We start from the raw sequence: 15,199 nt of genomic DNA on the forward strand, positions 1-15,199 counted from the left end.
ATGAAGGAAAAGAGGTTGACTATGGAGAAAGGTACCGATCAAGAGCTGTCTTATGGATCAGACTATCATTATATTCCTGCCACCTCGGCGGCCAGCGGTGAGGGCGTGGAGGTTCGCCCCGACGTATACAGCTACACGGTGCAAATCGTCAATATCGTGCTGGCCGGTGCCCCGCAGGCTGGATCGTTCGTATTGATCGATGCAGGTATGCCGGGTTCGGCGGATGACATCATCCGGACAGTGGAAGAGCGCTTCGGGTCTGGCCGCCGTCCGGAAGCGATTATATTAACCCATGCCCATTTTGACCACGTGGGCGCACTGATCGATTTGGTGAAGCACTGGGAAGTCCCGGTATATGCCCATAAGCTGGAGATGCCATACCTGACGGGACAGGAAAGCTATCCGAAGCCCGACCCGACCGTGGAGGGCGGAGTGCTCGCGAAGCTGTCCTTTGCGTTTCCGAACGAGCCGGTCAACGTGGGACCATGGGTCAAGCCGCTGCCGGATAACGGACGCGTACCGGGCATGCCGGAATACCGGTGGATTCCTACGCCGGGACATTCGCCCGGGCATGTATCCCTGTTCCGGGAAAGGGACCGGACTTTGATTGCAGGGGACGCCTTTACGACCGTCCGGCAGGATGAGCTCTACAAAGTGCTGACCCAGAAGGTCGAAATTAGCGGACCGCCGCGGTATTTTACGCCGGATTGGTTTGCGGCCTGGCAGTCGGTCAAACGGCTGGAGGCTCTGCACCCGGATGCAGCCGTCACCGGGCACGGAGAGCCCGCAACCGGCGAGATGCTTGCGGCGGGATTGAAGAGGCTGGTGGAACAATTTGACAGCTTGGCCATTCCGGATCACGGGACCTACGTGAAACGGTACGAACATTAATCGCAGCTTAGAACGATCAGCCGTACAACGGGGGGCCATACTCCTGGAATACGGCTTTTTTTATCAAAAGTACACCGTTTGAAGAAAGGAAGTGAACCGCACTCTTGTCCGTAAAATCGGTGAAATGGTATGCCGTGCTTGTGCTGCTGTGCGTACTCCTCGTGTATCTCGTCGACCTGACGACCTTTCGTTACAACGGGAGGACGATATCCGGCAACGGTAATCCCGGACTGCTGTTTTTGTTTCCGGCCTGGACGGCCGCGCTGATGCTGATGATCGCGACCTTTATTATGGCCGTTAAATATTTTGACGATCTCAGCGACCATATCGTAAAGAAGGCTTACCGGTTCTGGTTACCGCTTTTTTCCTTGCTAGCCCTGCTCCTGTCCGTTTATTTCCAATACCGCAAAATCATGCAGTGGATGGATACATACCGTCAGATGACGGAGAGGCTTGGCTCGCCGCTATTCCTTGGCGCTCTAAATCCGTATAATAATTCGCTCTATTACAATGCCCATATTTTGTTATTCTGTGTATCGGCGGCCATGCTATGCGGATGGTGGGTCGTATCCAGACGTCCGTACTAAACTTTCGGCATGACGGGGCGGATGAGGCGTGCTACAATAACATGTTGTAGCGCACCCTATGTCAGTTGAAAGGAACATTCATGAGAAAAACATCCGCACCCCTACCTACATTTATTCCATTACTGATCGGCATTACGGCGATATCGTTCTCTTCCATCTTCGTAAAATGGTCGTCCGCGCCTGCGTCGGTGCAGGGCATGTACCGTCTGTTGTTTACCGCGATTTTGATGCTTCCCTTCCTCAAGCCCCATTGGAAGGAATTACGGGCACTATCCATAAAAAATTGGCTGCTCCTCGGGACGTCCGGCTTTTTCCTCGCGCTTCACTTCCTGCTCTGGATGGGATCGCTCAAGCTGACAAGCGTCTCCAGCTCAACGATTATATTAGCGCTGGAGCCGGTTTTTATCGTCATCGGGGCGTTCTTCTTTTATAAGGAAAAAACGTCGGCTGCAGCCATTTCGGGCATGGTGGTCGCCATTGCCGGAGCCGTTCTGATCGGACTCGGCGATATCGGCGTATCCCGTGACAATCTGCTTGGCGATCTGCTGTCCGTCCTTGGCACGCTCGCGGTGTCCGTGCACATGCTGATCGGGCAAAAAATGGTCGCCCGCGTGCCATCCTTTGTGTACAGCTTTGTCGTGTTTCTTTCGGCCGCGGTCGTGTTTGCCGTATATAACGCGGCGGCCGGGGTGTCTTTTACGGCATACCCGGGACGGGACTGGGGAATATTTCTGCTGCTGGCCGTCGTCCCGACGGTATTTGGCCATCTGCTGTTTAACTGGCTGCTGCAGTACGTGCCCGCATCGACGATTTCGATGAGCATCCTGGGAGAACCGGTTGGCGCGAGCCTGCTCGCGTTCCTGATCCTTGGTGAAGCGATCACGCTGTTTCAGCTGGCGGGGGGACTGCTGGCGATTGCCGGCCTGATCGTATTTCTGAACGCCGGGAAGTCCAAAAGCCGGCCGAAAAGTGATATTCCCGTCGAGCCGGCCCATCCGGCGCCATGATTTGACCAACTACGAAGCGGCTCCGACCTATGGTCGGAGCCGCTTTTTTTTGCGATGAAACCCTTTATACAGAAAATTTAATAGTAATTATTACGATTTACTTGCCAGCTTGGATGTTTTATGGTTTAATCGTTAAAGCGTAATAATTACGATTAATAATCCATATAATGTACCGATTTGAATATTTGCCATCCTATTCCCCGAAAAAATCGGACTGAATGGATGATACGCGAGATTATAAGCAAGCCACAGGAACGGCAGTCGCTTTGAAACTCCATAAGCTGCAGAAAGGGCAAAAATTTTTTGTCTGGAATTAATCGTAATATTTACGAATAAATCCGAGAGGGAATGATTCATCCCTTGACGATGAGGAGGGTGAAAACGGGATGAATATCGCAGCAATGAACAACGTTGTATACGGTTATGATGGGGTCCCCGTCATACATAACGTCTCGCTTCGGATTGAATCCGGCGAGTTTATCGCGGTCAGCGGGCCGAATGGTGCAGCCAAGTCGACGCTGCTGAGACTGCTGCTCGGCTTGGTAAAGCCGTGGAGCGGCGAGGTCAGCTACGCCCCGGATTTTAACCGGAAGGCCATCGGGTATTTGCCGCAGCAGGCAGCCTCGTTCAACAGCGGATTTCCGAGCAAGGTGATCGAGCTGGTCCGTTCCGGCTGCTACCCGAAGCTTGGATTGTTCCGCCGCTTCGGCGCCGAGCAGCATGCGCTCGTGGAATGGAGCCTCCGGCGGGCGGGAATGTGGGAATACCGCACCAGAAAAATCGGCGGGTTATCCGGCGGCCAGAAGCAGAAGGCATGCATCGCCCGCGTCATGGCCCAGCAGCCCGATCTGGTTGTCCTGGACGAGCCGGTAACTGGCATGGATGCAGGCAGCAGGCTGCAATTTTACCAATGGATGAGGGACTATGTATCCGCGGATGCCAGACGCACGGTGCTCATGGTGACGCATGGACTGGATGAAGCCCGTCCCTATTTAGACCGGGTCATCCGGTTGGAAGGAAAGGAGGAGGACTGCCAATGCTTCACTTCGAATTCATGCAGCGCGCCTTTTGGGCAGGAAGTCTTATTGCATTAATCGCCCCGATCCTCGGCGTGTTTCTCGTCCTGCGGCGGCAGTCGCTGATGGCGGACACCCTGTCGCATGTATCTATGGCGGGCGTGGCGCTTGGGAGCGTCCTGCATATGAGCCCTGTACTGGCGGGATTCCTGTTCGCGGTGATCGGCGGGATTGCGATTGAACAGCTCAGGAGGTCCTACCGCGCATACAGCGAGGTTCCTGTTGCGATCATTATGACGTCCGGGCTGGCGCTGGCGATGGTGCTGATGAGCATGAAGAGCAGCCTGAGCAAAAGCTTCAGCAGCTACCTGTTCGGCTCCATCGTGGCCGTGAATCCGCTGCAGCTGATGATCATCGCCGCGGTGACAGCGGGTGGACTGATCTTCTTCGCCATCCTTCGGCGCCACCTCTATACGCTGACATTCGATGAGGAGACGGCTGCCGTGGGCGGCGTACAGGTCAAGCTGCTGACGTTCGCATTCGCGGTCATGTCGGGACTGATCGTGGCTGCGGCGATGCCGATTGTCGGCGTCCTGCTGGTTTCGGCACTGATCGTGCTGCCTTCCGCATTTGCGCTGCGCTTTGCCGGCGGCTTTCTGCAGGCGTGCATCCTGGCAGTTTGTGCCGGTCTGACCGGCGTGTTCGGCGGCCTGACGGCTTCCTATTACACGGATACTCCGCCAGGCGGCACGATTGCGCTGACGCTGCTGCTGATCCTTCTTGCGGGCATTGCCGTTCAGAAGGTCGGCCAGCGCCGCAGACAGCGCCACTTGGGAGAAGCGGTCAGGGCCGTTCCGTCCACCTCCCGGCAGGTAATGAGCACATCATATCAAGAAGAGGAGACAAACGTATCATGAATAAAAGAACACCCTTTCTATCTGCACTTATCGTAAGTTCGATGATCCTGGTCCTGGCCGGATGCGGATCGGCAGCGAAGAATGATAGCGCGGAGCCGGCTGCAGCGACCGTCGCCGGCAAGGACAAACTCAAAATCGAAACGAGCTTCTACCCGATGTATGAATTTACCCGCCAGGTTGCCGGCGATTTGGCGGATGTGCATCTGCTCGTTCCTGCTGGCACCGAGCCCCACGACTGGGAACCGACGCCGAAGGATATGGCCGCGATCGAGCAGGCGGACATATTGGTCTATAACGGAGCCGGGTTGGAAAGCTGGGTGGATCAGGTGGTCTCCGGCTCGGACAGCAAGGGGATGACGGCGGTAGAAGCGAGCAAGGGCTTGGAGCTGATCCCGGGAACGGAAGAAGAAAACCACGATCATGACCATGACCATGACGCTGCAGATGGAGACGCGCATGCGGCTGAAGCGGAAACCGGACACGAAGAGGGGCATGCCCATGAGCATGAGCATGAACACGAGCACGATCACGGCGCTTTCGATCCCCATGTTTGGCTGTCGCCGAAGCTTGCCATCGGAGAAGTCCGCACAATCGAAGCAGCGCTGTCCGCGAAGGCGCCGGAGCACAAGGCACAGTTTGAAAAAAATGCCGCTGCCTACATAGCCAAGCTGCAGCAGCTGGACGAGCAGTACACGAAAGAGCTGACGGGCACAAAGCGCAAAGATTTTGTTACGCAGCATGCAGCTTTCGGATACCTGGCCCACACGTATGGACTGACGCAGGTACCGATTGCCGGTCTCTCTCCCGAACAGGAACCGTCGGCGCAGGCGATGGCGGAGGTCGTGAAGTTCGCCAAGGCTCATCAGGTGAAGACGATTTTCTTCGAGACGCTGGTATCCTCCAGTGTAGCGGATACGATCGCCAAAGAGGTCGGGGCGAAGTCGGCCGTGCTGAATCCGATCGAGGGGCTGACCGCCGAAGACGAAGCCAATAACCTCGACTATCTCCAGATTATGCAGGCAAACTTAACGGCGCTGGTGAAGGCGCTGAATGAATAATCCCATGACAGGAGGACTTGCTCTTATGAACCAATCATCCGTCATTCCGGTCACCGTCTTGAGCGGTTATCTCGGATCTGGCAAAACGACGGTTTTAAACCATGTGCTGAACAACCGCGAAGGCGTTAAGGTCGCCGTCATCGTGAACGATATGAGCGAAATTAACGTAGACGCGCGGCTCGTTCAATCGGAGACTTCCTTGTCGCGCACGGACGAGAAGCTGGTCGAAATGTCCAACGGCTGCATCTGCTGCACGCTGCGGGACGACCTGCTGCAGGAAGTCCGCAAGCTGGCGGAGGAGCGGAGATTTGACTACATTCTGATCGAATCGACAGGCATCTCCGAGCCGATCCCCGTTGCGCAAACGTTTCATTACCAGGACGAGGCCTCCGGGATTGACCTGACGAAATACGCCCGGCTGGACTGCATGGTTACCGTGGTCGATGCGTACCGCTTCTGGCATGATTTCGCCTCAGGGGAGACGCTGCTCGACCGGAAGGAAGGCGCCGGGGAGGAGGATGACCGTGATGTGGCCGATCTGCTCATCGATCAGATCGAAACCTGCGACGTGCTGCTCCTCAACAAATGCGACCTGGTGGAAGAAGAGGCGTTAAACCAGCTGGAGGGATTGATCCGGAAGCTGCAGCCCTCAGCCAAAATCATCCGCACCGTGAACGGGGAGGTCGCACCGGGTGAAATCATGAACACGGGCCTGTTCGATTTTGATGCGGCGAGCCAGTCTTCCGGCTGGATTCAGGAGCTGCAGCGCGAACATCATACGCCCGAAACGGAGGAATACGGCATCGGCTCCTTCGTATACCGCCGGCGGGTCCCGTTTCATCCAGAGCGGCTTGCCGCGCTGCTGTCGGACTGGCCGGAGGAGATCGTCCGCGCCAAGGGATTGGTCTGGCTGGCCGTCCGCGGCGACATGGCGGCGAGCATCAGCCAGGCTGGGCCGTCGATCCAATTTGGCCCGGCAGGCTATTGGGTCGCTTCGCTTCCGGAGGCGGAGCAGCGGGAATGGCTGGCACAGGAGCCGGATCTCCGGCGCAGATGGGACGAAACCTGGGGTGACCGGATGAACGAGATTGTGTTGATCGGGATCGGCATGGACCGGGAAGGCATCACCCGCCGCCTCGATGAGTGCCTGCTGACCAGCGGAGAGATGGAAATGAACTGGGCTGAGTTTCGAAATCCGCTGCCTTGGATCGAAATCCAGTAACATAGGTACTTACGTACAGAGCTTGGCCGTCCGAAAAAGGGTTCATTCGGGCGGCTTTTTTTTCGTAATTCGCCAAGTTACGCCTTCCGAGGCTCTATGGAGCATCACATGCCCATCCCGCGTTTGAATTTGCCGGATTGCGTGTAAAGGATAAGGGACTTCACCCGCCGCCCATGCGTGAAAACGCAGGTTCGGGGAGACACTACGGTCAAATCCAAGGAGGGACGATGCTGGCATGAAAGCTGTAACCTATCAGGGCAAAAAGAAGGTGGAAGTGAAGGAGGTCGGCGACGCGAAGCTTGTCAAGCGGGATGACATTCTCGTCCGGGTGACGAGCACCGCGATCTGCGGTTCGGATCTTCACATTTACCACGGGCTGATTCCGGGGATGTACGACGATTATGTCATCGGTCATGAGCCGATGGGGATCGTTGAGGAGACCGGACCGGATGTCACCCGCGTCAAAAAAGGCGACAGGGTCATCATACCGTTCAATGTTGCGTGCGGAGAGTGCTTTTTCTGCCAAAACCAGATGGAAAGCCAATGCGACAACGCCAATGACGCCAAGGATACGGGCGGTTATTTCGGCTACTCGGAGACGTACGGCGGTTACATGGGCGGGCAGGCGGAGCTGCTCCGGGTGCCTTTCGGCAATTTCGTGCCTTTCAAGGTACCGGAGGATGCCGAGGTGGAGGACGAGAAAATTCTGTTCCTCTCCGATATTCTTCCGACCGCCTATTGGGGCGTAGACAATGCCGGCGTGAAGAACGGCGATACGGTCATTATTCTCGGCTGCGGCCCGGTCGGTCTGCTGGCGCAGAAATTCGCCTGGCAAAAAGGGGCCAAGCGCGTCATAGCGGTCGACCATGTGGACTATCGGCTGGAGCATGCCAAACGGACAAACAACGTGGAGACGTACAACTTCGAGAAGACTCATGACATCGACCAAACGCTGCTGGAGGCGACAAAGGGCGGAGCGGATGTTGTCATCGACTGTGTGGGACTGGATGCCAAACGGACCGCTATGGAGAAGGTCGAGACAGCCCTGATGCTGCAGGGAGGATCGCTTGGTGCCTTTAATACCGCCGCCAATGTCGTCCGCAAGTTCGGAACGATTCAGGTGATCGGGGTGTACGGCCTGAAATACAACATGTTTCCATTCGGTCATCTGTTCGAGCGCAACGTGCAGGTGAAAATGGGACAGGCCCCCGTCATTCATTACATGCCCGAGCTGTTCCGGCAGATCCAAACCGGGAAAATCGACCCGACCGACATCATTACGCATCGGCTGCATATTAGCGATGCGCCGCGGGCTTACGAAATTTTCGATAACAAGGATGAGAGCTGCATCAAGGTCGTGCTGAAGCCCTAGGAAGATATCAAGCGGGTTCAGAAGCACATCCCGTGATATAAGCGAATCATCGAATCACGCGTCCAAAAAGGAGCGGTGTGCAGGAATGATCCTGCCGCCCTCCTTTTTTTCGTATACCTGTACAGCTTCTGACTCTTGCAATGAGGAAGCCCCCCTGCTTTCAAGGTTTTTTTGCCGACGTTATAAATTCTTTAGAATTGCCTCCTATACTTCTTGGCAGGAGGAGATCATATGAACGAAATGAACGAGACTAACGTACTGGAAGTATTGAACGTATCGAAAAAAGCGGGGGCGCGTACCTTGGTGGACCACGTGTCCTTTTCCATACAGGCGGGGGATGTATGCGGTTTTGTCGGTCCGAACGGTGCCGGGAAAACGACGCTGATCCGGATGATGACAGGACTGATCAAGCCGGGGGGCGGGAGCATCCGAATTGACGGAACCGATGTGGGGCGCGAGCGAGTCAAGGCGCTGTCCCGGGTCGGGGCGATTGTGGAATCGCCGATCTTTTTTCCTTATATGTCAGGCAGGGACAACCTGCTGAACCTGGCAAGGCTGCATCCGAATGTGCCGGGGACAGAGCGGAAAGCACGTGTGGAGGAGGCTCTGTCGATTGTTGGGCTGAGCGAACGGGGCTCGGACAAAGTAAAAACCTACTCGCTCGGCATGAAGCAGCGGCTCGGCATCGCCCAGGCTTTGCTTGGGGATCCGCGGCTGATCATTCTGGACGAACCGGCGAACGGACTTGACCCGATGGGCATCCGCGAGCTGCGCCAGCTGATCCAGCGGCTGAACCAGGAGCGCGGGATTACGTTTCTGGTTTCGAGCCACCTGCTGGACGAGCTGCAGCGGATTTGCAGCCGCTTTGTCATCATCAAGGAAGGCAAGCTGGTCTGGGAAGGCACAAGCCGCGAGTGGCAGGAGGCGGCCGGGGCGAAGGGGATTGAAGAGCACTTTGTGGAGATGATGACCTCATGAACAGCGCCTTGTTTCTAAGCGAGTGGGAACGGATGTGGAAGCGCAAAATCACCTGGCTGTTCCTGATCGCCATGCCTGCTGTCGTCGCGGCTACCGCCAAATATTATGCCGGCCACAATCGGGGAATTTCACCCGCGAGTGCGGAGTATACCTGGGCGGGCAATTTTCCGGTGATGGCCTTGATCGAGCAGCTGATCGTTGTTTTCAATGTAATGTCCCTGATCCTGCTCACGCTTTCCGTCACGGAGGAATACCGCAGCGGGCAGATCCGGATGGTCATGCTCCGTTCGTTCACGGCAGGGCAGCTGCTGCACGCTAAATGGCTGGCCTATATGGCGGTGATGGCGCTGTATTTTACCGTATACCTGCTGTTGTCGGTGGCCGCCGGCCTGCTGTTCTTCGAGCCTCATGAACACATTCAGCTGTTTTACCATGACCATACCGTCCCCTTAAAAGGGATGATCGGCTACACCTTGTTGTATTACGGACTTGCGTTTCTGAGCGTGCTGGAAATCGGGAGTGTCTTCATGGCGGCGGCCGTCATTTCGCGGACGACGACGGGCGCCGTCGGTTTGGGGCTCGGATTTCTGCTGTGCTCACTCGGATTTCCGCTGATTTATGAGCTGGCCAACCGGGTTGGCGGCCTGGGACTGCCGACGATGCTCAAGTATTTGTCGTTGACTGAAATTCAGTACAGCGGAATCGCGGTTATGCTGGGTCAGGCCCAGGCGGTGAGTTCGGAAGCCGCAGCCCTGACCGCGCTGCTTGTGGGCTTAGGATATGCCGCGGTTTTCGGCGTGGGATCGCTGCTTGTATTTTCAAAATCGGACCGGTGGATGTAAGGGGGATAAATGATGCTTGCGATGATGTTAAGCGACTGGGAACGGATGTGGAGACGGAAAAAGACGCTCGTCAGTCTGCTGATCTTTGCCTTGATTATAGGATTGGATTGTCTTTTTTTAAGCATGCAGAAGTTGGGGGCGTTCGATAACGTATCGACCGTTCCGCTTGTGTCGGAAAATTTCGCTTTGTTTTTGTTGAAAGAGGTGTCGTTCTTCCTCGTGCTCATTATCGGACCGATGCTGATCATCGACAGCATGAACGGGGAGTACACATCAGGACAGCTGCGGATGGTGCTGATTCGCCCGGTATCCTTCGCCAAGCTGTTCTTGGCTAAATGGATGAACCTGGCGGGAATGCTGCTGCTGTTCACGGCTGTAACGTTTGCCGTCGGCGAAGCCTTCGGCTATGCTTTTCTGCCCGGCGCGGATACCGTGGTGTTTTTGAATCCGGAACAGCAATACGGCCCGACTGGGGCGTTCTTCTACTGCTTGAAGTCTTACGGCCTTTTTTATCTGATCCTGCTGGCGCAGCTGAGTCTGACCAGCCTGATCTGTACGCTGCTGCCGGGCGTTGTGCTCAGTTATTTGGGGTGGATTGCGGTCGCAGCCGGGTCTTTGTATGTCTCTGATTCATTCGGGTTCCTTCTGATGGGAATGAGTACGATCTTTAAATTGACAGCGGGATTATACCATCATCCTTTTTATTTGCCGCTTCTGGTGTGTCTTGGATTTGGTTTTGCCGTTACAATGGGATTATGGCAGCGGAGAGGCTGGACCAAATAGAGAGAGAAGAAAGAGGTACATGCAATGAGCGACAAAATACTGATCGTGGATGACGAAGCCGAAATTGCCGCCCTGCTGGAGCAGGCGCTGACGATGGAGGGTTACGAGGTGATGACCGCCGCAGACGGGCGTGAGGCGCTGGAACGGATCCACGACCGGCCGGATTTGATTATTCTGGACGTCATGATGCCGCACATCAACGGCTTTGAGCTGTGCCAAATGATCCGCGAGGAAGTTGGCTGCCCGATATTGTTCGTAAGCGCGAGGCAGGCCGAAGCAGACCGGATCCAGGGGTTGTCCATCGGCGGCGATGACTATATTACGAAGCCGTTCAGCATCCGGGAACTGAAAGCCCGCGTCGCGGCCCATCTCCGGGGGAGACGGCGGGCTGCCGGCCAGCAGGCGGAACGGTCCACCTTGCGGTACGGGCTGCTGCACATCGATCTGAAAGGGCGGAGCGTCGCCTACAAGCAGACCGAGATTCCGCTGACTGCGAAGGAATTCGACATTATCGAGCTGCTGGCGCTGCATCCCGGCCAGGTTTTTTCCAAGGAGCAGATCTATGACAAAGTGTGGGGGCTTGAGGCGATGGGCGATGCCAGCACGGTAACGGAGCATGTGAAGAAAATCCGGGCGAAGCTGACCGGTACGGATCCGGATACCCCATACATCACGACGGTTTGGGGGGTCGGGTATAAATGGGAAAAATCGGCTTTATAGAGCGGCTTTCCATTAAAAAGCAGCTGATCTCTACGTTCATCCTGATCATGCTGCTCAGTCTGGTGCTGACGGCGGTAACCTATATTGTTGGCTTCTGGTGGCTCACGAGCAGCAGCTGGTTCAATCCGGCCAATCACTACGAACAGAAGATTCCGGCGATTGCCGCGTACTCGCGCACTTTGGGAGAAGCGGTGCTGGATCCGGCCAGCCGGCCGAAACTGGAGGAGAAGATTCCCGGAGAAGGGATCAAGTATCAAGTGATGGACGCCGGGGGCAAGGCGTTATACGGAACACTGACCGGACCGGTTTTTAAACAAAAAGGGGATTTGGTCCAACGCTTAAATACCTCTTTTTCGCGGCAGCCCAGCATCGGGTTCGGCGGCGTCATTACGAAGATCGTCCCGGTGACGTCTTCCTCTGGAGAGCTGCGCGGCGCCATCGCGCTGGAGTACAAGCTTGAGGTGACTTCCAACGGTGGCCCAGGGTCAGCGGATATTCTCAAGTTTGCCCTGAATATTTGTTTTCTTGCGGCGCCTTTTATTTACATTGCGCTCTTTACGTATATATTTGCAGCCCGGTTCGGAAGGCGGATCAGCCGTCCCGTTCATGAACTTATCGATGCATCCGAGCGGATCCGCAGGCAGGATCTTGATTTTACGATCACTTACAAGGCGGCCAATGAGCTGGGGCTGCTCACCGATTCTTTTGAAAAGATGCGGGCTGCTCTAAAAGACTCCCTGCTCCGGGAATGGAAGCTCGAGCAGGAGCGTCGGGATATGATGGATGCCATCGCCCACGACCTCCGGACACCGATGACGATTATTCAGGGCAATGTAGAAATGTTGACGGATACCGCGGGAGTGATTCCGCGTGACAAGCTGGAAGAACGCCTGCGCGTGGTGGAGGGCAACATTCAACGGGTCAACCGGCTGATTCAGGATATTCAGGTGGCTTCCGAGAAGGATATGGAATATTTCCCGCTGTATGTGAAGGAAACGGATGTCGCGGAGTTTGCAGGCGCCAAAGAACGGGAGATCCGCTATCTGTGCGCGGGCAAGCAGATCCGGCTGGAATATACGGTGACCGATGAGCGGCCGGAGCCGTATCCCGTCTATATGGACGTCCAGCGCGTCGGGCAGGTTCTGGATAACGTCATTACGAACAGCCTCCGGTATGTTCCGGAGAAGGGGAGCCTCAGCGTATCCCTCACCATTCGCGAGAAGGACATCCGGTACGAAATCTGTGATACGGGGCCTGGTTTCAACGAAGCGGACATACCGAATCTGTTCCGAAAATTTTACAAAGGCGACAAGGGACAAACCGGGCTTGGCCTGTATACAGCCCGCGTCATTTGCGATAAGCATGGGGGAGGCATTCAGGCTTCCAACCGGCCGGAGGGCGGGGCCTGCATTACGTTTACGGTTCGGACGGACATGCATAACCGTGAAACGGGGCAATGAACGGAAAGCGTCTATAAAGGCACCGGCAAAGACAGGATGCGTTCATCCTGTCTTTTGTTTTGTCGGAGGCGGGTCTCACAACGAAACGGTGAATGAGATCCCCTAACCGATGTTTATGCGAAAGGATGCTTTCCTTTTTTTCGTCTTAACAGGCTTGAAGTGATGGCGAGCATCCAACGCGTGTTTTTTTGGGATTTGAAGGACTTATAACGATCAGCTGATTCCGTAGTTTCTGATACGCCGGCATGTTTGCGGTGATGCTCAGCTTGGCGGTATTCCATCAACTTTTCTTGCACATAATGATGTTCCAGCATGTGTTCTCCTCCTCGAATAAATGTTCCGGTATTGGATGAATCTGTCTTTTCTCTGTCTAATGCCATTATGATCTATTCAAAAGGGGATAAAAAGTGTATACTTGCGCAAAAGGATTTCCTCTTTTATTTGGGACGTCGAGCAAGGAGGGCTGAGTATGCTGTTGGATGAAAGGTATTTGCTGCTTCATGAGCGCTTTGGTGGCGGCACGGAGCTGGGAATACCTATCGAAGTGACGCTGGATGAGCTGGCCGATGCGCTGTATTGCACCAGCCGTAACGCCAAGCTGATTTTAAGAAAACTTGAAAGCGAGCATTTGATCGAGTGGCTGCCCGGGCTGGGCCGGGGGAACCGGTCGAGGATCGTGTTCAAAGCCGACAAGGAAGCCTATTTGATCGAGTATTCCCAGCATCTTGTGGAGAACGGCGATTACAAACGCGCCTTCGACCTGATCGGGGGATTTGGAAACGGAACGTACGCCAAGCCGAAATTTCTCGAATGGCTGGATAACCACTTCGGCTACAAAAAAGGGGAAGAAGGCGGCCCCGATGATACGCTGATCTTTCCCGTGCTGAAATCTCCGCATACGCTGGATCCCGCCGATTTGCTGTACGCGTTCGATTCGCATTTGATCCGGCAAATTTTTGACCGGCTGCTGAGGTTTGATGAACAGACCGGCACGATTGCGCCGATGATCGCTCATACCTGGTCATCGAACGACAGCGCCACGGAATGGACGTTTTATTTGCGCAAGGGGGTTCGCTTCCATAACGGGCAGGAGCTGACCTCACGCGATGTGCAGTTCACGCTCGAACGCCTTAAGGACGGGACGGCCAACGGATGGCTGATGCGAGGCGTGGAGCGTGTTGAGACGATCGGACCCCGGGTTCTGCGGGTCAAGCTGAACCGGCCTAACTGGATGTTTGACCGGTTCATGTGCTCGGCGGCGGCTTCGATTCTGCCCTTCGGCTTCGCAGGCATGGAAGAAGACAGCTATTGGAGCCATCCGCTCGGAACAGGCCCGTTCCGTCTGGTCACTTGGACCAGCGGCCGGATCGGGATGGCGGCGTTTGACGCCTATTTTCAGGGGAGGCCGTATCTGGACGGCGTCGACATCGTGATCATGCCGGAAGAATGCAGCACGGAAATGGATGGAATCGCCAAGGTTCACCACAGCCTGGATACGATGCGTATGGACCGGAGTACGCCGGAGGATACCTGGCAGGAGATCGAGAAACTGTGCCAGGGCTGTACGCTGCTTACCTGGAACGTGTCACGTGAAGGTGTGCAGCAGTCGGAGGCGTTCCGGCGGGCCGTGCGGATGATCCTGCATCCCGGTGATATGGTTGCGGAGCTGGGCGGCGAACGGGCGCTGCCGGCTTTTGGGTTCCGTCCTGACGCGAGCCGTTCCCACGCGGTGGAACCGACGCGTCCCGATCGCGTCCGGAGGGCGCTGGAAGAATCGGGTTATAACGGAGAGGTCCTCCGCTTTGCATGCCACCAAAAATATGGGGAAGACGGCATGTGGGTCGTAAACCGGCTGGCTGCCTGGGGAATCCACATCGAGACCCTGGATTATGACCAGTGGCCGGAATCGGATTTCGTTATCTCCGGCCTGGTATTTCCTGAAGACGAGGTATGTGAAATTGAAGCTTATCAACACAGGGACTGCGTCATGCAGGCTTATTTTGACCGTGAACGGAAGGAATGGATTACCGGCCGGATCGATGCGGCCGTGGCGGCCGAATCTACGGACCAGCGGCGGATGTTCTTGAAGGAGATTGAGGAACATCTCCGCGATGAGGCGACGGTCATTTTTCTGCACCACCGGAGGCTGAGCACCTTTTTGCATCCCTCGGTACGCGGTGTCAGCCTGAATCCCCTCGGGTGGATCGACTTTAAGGATGTATGGCTGGAACAGGCATGACGAAAGGCTGCAAAAGCGAAGCTCGTGCTCAAGTATGAAACGTTTGTGAGGCTTAGGACTAATCTGTTGCTTAATCATAAAAGCAGGCATACCGCGGGATGAACCCC

At 55.6% G+C, this 15,199-nt stretch carries 15 protein-coding genes; 14 read left to right on the forward strand and 1 reads right to left on the reverse strand.

Translation table 11 applies throughout. The annotated features are described in order from the left end of the window. Positions 1–21 precede the first annotated feature (21 nt). The 13 genes from BCV73_RS07820 (at position 22) to BCV73_RS07880 (ending at position 12,853) form a co-directional block, all read left to right on the forward strand. Positions 22–891, forward strand: coding sequence for an MBL fold metallo-hydrolase (locus tag BCV73_RS07820; RefSeq protein ID WP_256992772.1), 870 nt, complete (start codon positions 22–24; stop codon positions 889–891). 104 nt (positions 892–995) lie between these two features. Further along, positions 996–1,478, forward strand: a complete 483-nt coding sequence (locus tag BCV73_RS07825) for a hypothetical protein (RefSeq protein ID WP_089546654.1) — start codon at positions 996–998, stop codon at positions 1,476–1,478. 80 nt (positions 1,479–1,558) lie between these two features. Next, positions 1,559–2,485 (forward strand): DMT family transporter, encoded by a 927-nt coding sequence (locus BCV73_RS07830; RefSeq protein ID WP_089546655.1) that lies wholly within the window; start codon positions 1,559–1,561, stop codon positions 2,483–2,485. A gap of 386 nt (positions 2,486–2,871) precedes the next feature. Continuing rightward, positions 2,872–3,579 (forward strand): metal ABC transporter ATP-binding protein, encoded by a 708-nt coding sequence (locus BCV73_RS07835; protein ID WP_076169492.1) that lies wholly within the window; start codon positions 2,872–2,874, stop codon positions 3,577–3,579. Beyond that, positions 3,516–4,418 carry a metal ABC transporter permease gene (locus BCV73_RS07840; protein ID WP_089546656.1) on the forward strand — a complete coding sequence of 301 codons (903 nt, stop codon included), beginning with the start codon at positions 3,516–3,518 and terminating at the stop codon, positions 4,416–4,418. Before BCV73_RS07835 ends, BCV73_RS07840 begins: the two co-directional genes overlap by 64 nt. Beyond that, positions 4,415–5,476: a metal ABC transporter solute-binding protein, Zn/Mn family gene (locus tag BCV73_RS07845; protein ID WP_089546657.1), complete on the forward strand. Its 1,062-nt coding sequence runs from the start codon at positions 4,415–4,417 to the stop codon at positions 5,474–5,476. Before BCV73_RS07840 ends, BCV73_RS07845 begins: the two co-directional genes overlap by 4 nt. 25 nt (positions 5,477–5,501) lie before the next feature. Beyond that, entirely contained in the window at positions 5,502–6,698 is a 1,197-nt protein-coding gene (locus BCV73_RS07850; RefSeq protein WP_089546658.1) for a GTP-binding protein, read from the forward strand. Between the two features lie 235 nt (positions 6,699–6,933). Continuing rightward, positions 6,934–8,070, forward strand: coding sequence for a zinc-dependent alcohol dehydrogenase (locus BCV73_RS07855; RefSeq protein WP_076167659.1), 1,137 nt, complete (start codon positions 6,934–6,936; stop codon positions 8,068–8,070). A gap of 240 nt (positions 8,071–8,310) precedes the next feature. Continuing rightward, positions 8,311–9,048: an ABC transporter ATP-binding protein gene (locus BCV73_RS07860; protein WP_089550150.1), complete on the forward strand. Its 738-nt coding sequence runs from the start codon at positions 8,311–8,313 to the stop codon at positions 9,046–9,048. Then, a complete protein-coding gene (locus BCV73_RS07865; RefSeq protein WP_089546659.1) occupies positions 9,045–9,890 on the forward strand; it encodes a hypothetical protein in 846 nt (281 codons plus the stop codon). The genes BCV73_RS07860 and BCV73_RS07865 overlap by 4 nt, the downstream gene beginning before the upstream one ends. A gap of 12 nt (positions 9,891–9,902) precedes the next feature. Continuing rightward, positions 9,903–10,673, forward strand: a complete 771-nt coding sequence (locus tag BCV73_RS07870) for an ABC transporter permease (RefSeq protein ID WP_089546660.1) — start codon at positions 9,903–9,905, stop codon at positions 10,671–10,673. Between the two features lie 24 nt (positions 10,674–10,697). Further along, on the forward strand, positions 10,698–11,393 hold the full coding sequence (locus tag BCV73_RS07875) for a response regulator transcription factor (RefSeq protein WP_089546661.1): 696 nt from the start codon (positions 10,698–10,700) through the stop codon (positions 11,391–11,393). Beyond that, a complete protein-coding gene (locus BCV73_RS07880) occupies positions 11,372–12,853 on the forward strand; it encodes a sensor histidine kinase (protein ID WP_089546662.1) in 1,482 nt (493 codons plus the stop codon). Before BCV73_RS07875 ends, BCV73_RS07880 begins: the two co-directional genes overlap by 22 nt. 113 nt (positions 12,854–12,966) lie before the next feature. On the opposite strand, the gene BCV73_RS07885 is transcribed toward BCV73_RS07880, so the two are convergent. Beyond that, the gene (locus BCV73_RS07885; RefSeq protein ID WP_089546663.1) at positions 12,967–13,167 is read right to left on the reverse strand and encodes a hypothetical protein; all 201 of its coding nucleotides are present in this window, start codon (positions 13,165–13,167) and stop codon (positions 12,967–12,969) included. Positions 13,168–13,322: 155 nt separating this feature from the next. Between BCV73_RS07885 and BCV73_RS07890 the strand changes: the two genes are divergently transcribed. After that, positions 13,323–15,092 carry an SgrR family transcriptional regulator gene (locus BCV73_RS07890; protein ID WP_089546664.1) on the forward strand — a complete coding sequence of 590 codons (1,770 nt, stop codon included), beginning with the start codon at positions 13,323–13,325 and terminating at the stop codon, positions 15,090–15,092. Positions 15,093–15,199 lie beyond the last annotated feature (107 nt).

Source organism: Paenibacillus sp. SSG-1 (assembly GCF_002224835.1).
Taxonomy (GTDB): domain Bacteria; phylum Bacillota; class Bacilli; order Paenibacillales; family Paenibacillaceae; genus Paenibacillus_AQ; species Paenibacillus_AQ favisporus.

Bases quoted from the DNA above. Each gene is read 5' to 3' on its own strand.
- BCV73_RS07820 (WP_256992772.1), top strand. From the start codon at position 22: ATGGAGAAAGGTACCGATCAAGAGCTGTCTTATGGATCAGACTATCAT.
- BCV73_RS07830 (WP_089546655.1), top strand. From the start codon at position 1,559: ATGAGAAAAACATCCGCACCCCTACCTACATTTATTCCATTACTGATC.
- BCV73_RS07835 (WP_076169492.1), top strand. From the start codon at position 2,872: ATGAATATCGCAGCAATGAACAACGTTGTATACGGTTATGATGGGGTC.
- BCV73_RS07845 (WP_089546657.1), top strand. From the start codon at position 4,415: ATGAATAAAAGAACACCCTTTCTATCTGCACTTATCGTAAGTTCGATG.
- BCV73_RS07850 (WP_089546658.1), top strand. From the start codon at position 5,502: ATGAACCAATCATCCGTCATTCCGGTCACCGTCTTGAGCGGTTATCTC.
- BCV73_RS07855 (WP_076167659.1), top strand. From the start codon at position 6,934: ATGAAAGCTGTAACCTATCAGGGCAAAAAGAAGGTGGAAGTGAAGGAG.
- BCV73_RS07860 (WP_089550150.1), top strand. From the start codon at position 8,311: ATGAACGAGACTAACGTACTGGAAGTATTGAACGTATCGAAAAAAGCG.
- BCV73_RS07865 (WP_089546659.1), top strand. From the start codon at position 9,045: ATGAACAGCGCCTTGTTTCTAAGCGAGTGGGAACGGATGTGGAAGCGC.
- BCV73_RS07870 (WP_089546660.1), top strand. From the start codon at position 9,903: ATGCTTGCGATGATGTTAAGCGACTGGGAACGGATGTGGAGACGGAAA.
- BCV73_RS07875 (WP_089546661.1), top strand. From the start codon at position 10,698: ATGAGCGACAAAATACTGATCGTGGATGACGAAGCCGAAATTGCCGCC.
- BCV73_RS07880 (WP_089546662.1), top strand. From the start codon at position 11,372: ATGGGAAAAATCGGCTTTATAGAGCGGCTTTCCATTAAAAAGCAGCTG.
- BCV73_RS07885 (WP_089546663.1), bottom strand. From the start codon at position 13,167: ATGCTGGAACATCATTATGTGCAAGAAAAGTTGATGGAATACCGCCAA.
- BCV73_RS07890 (WP_089546664.1), top strand. From the start codon at position 13,323: ATGCTGTTGGATGAAAGGTATTTGCTGCTTCATGAGCGCTTTGGTGGC.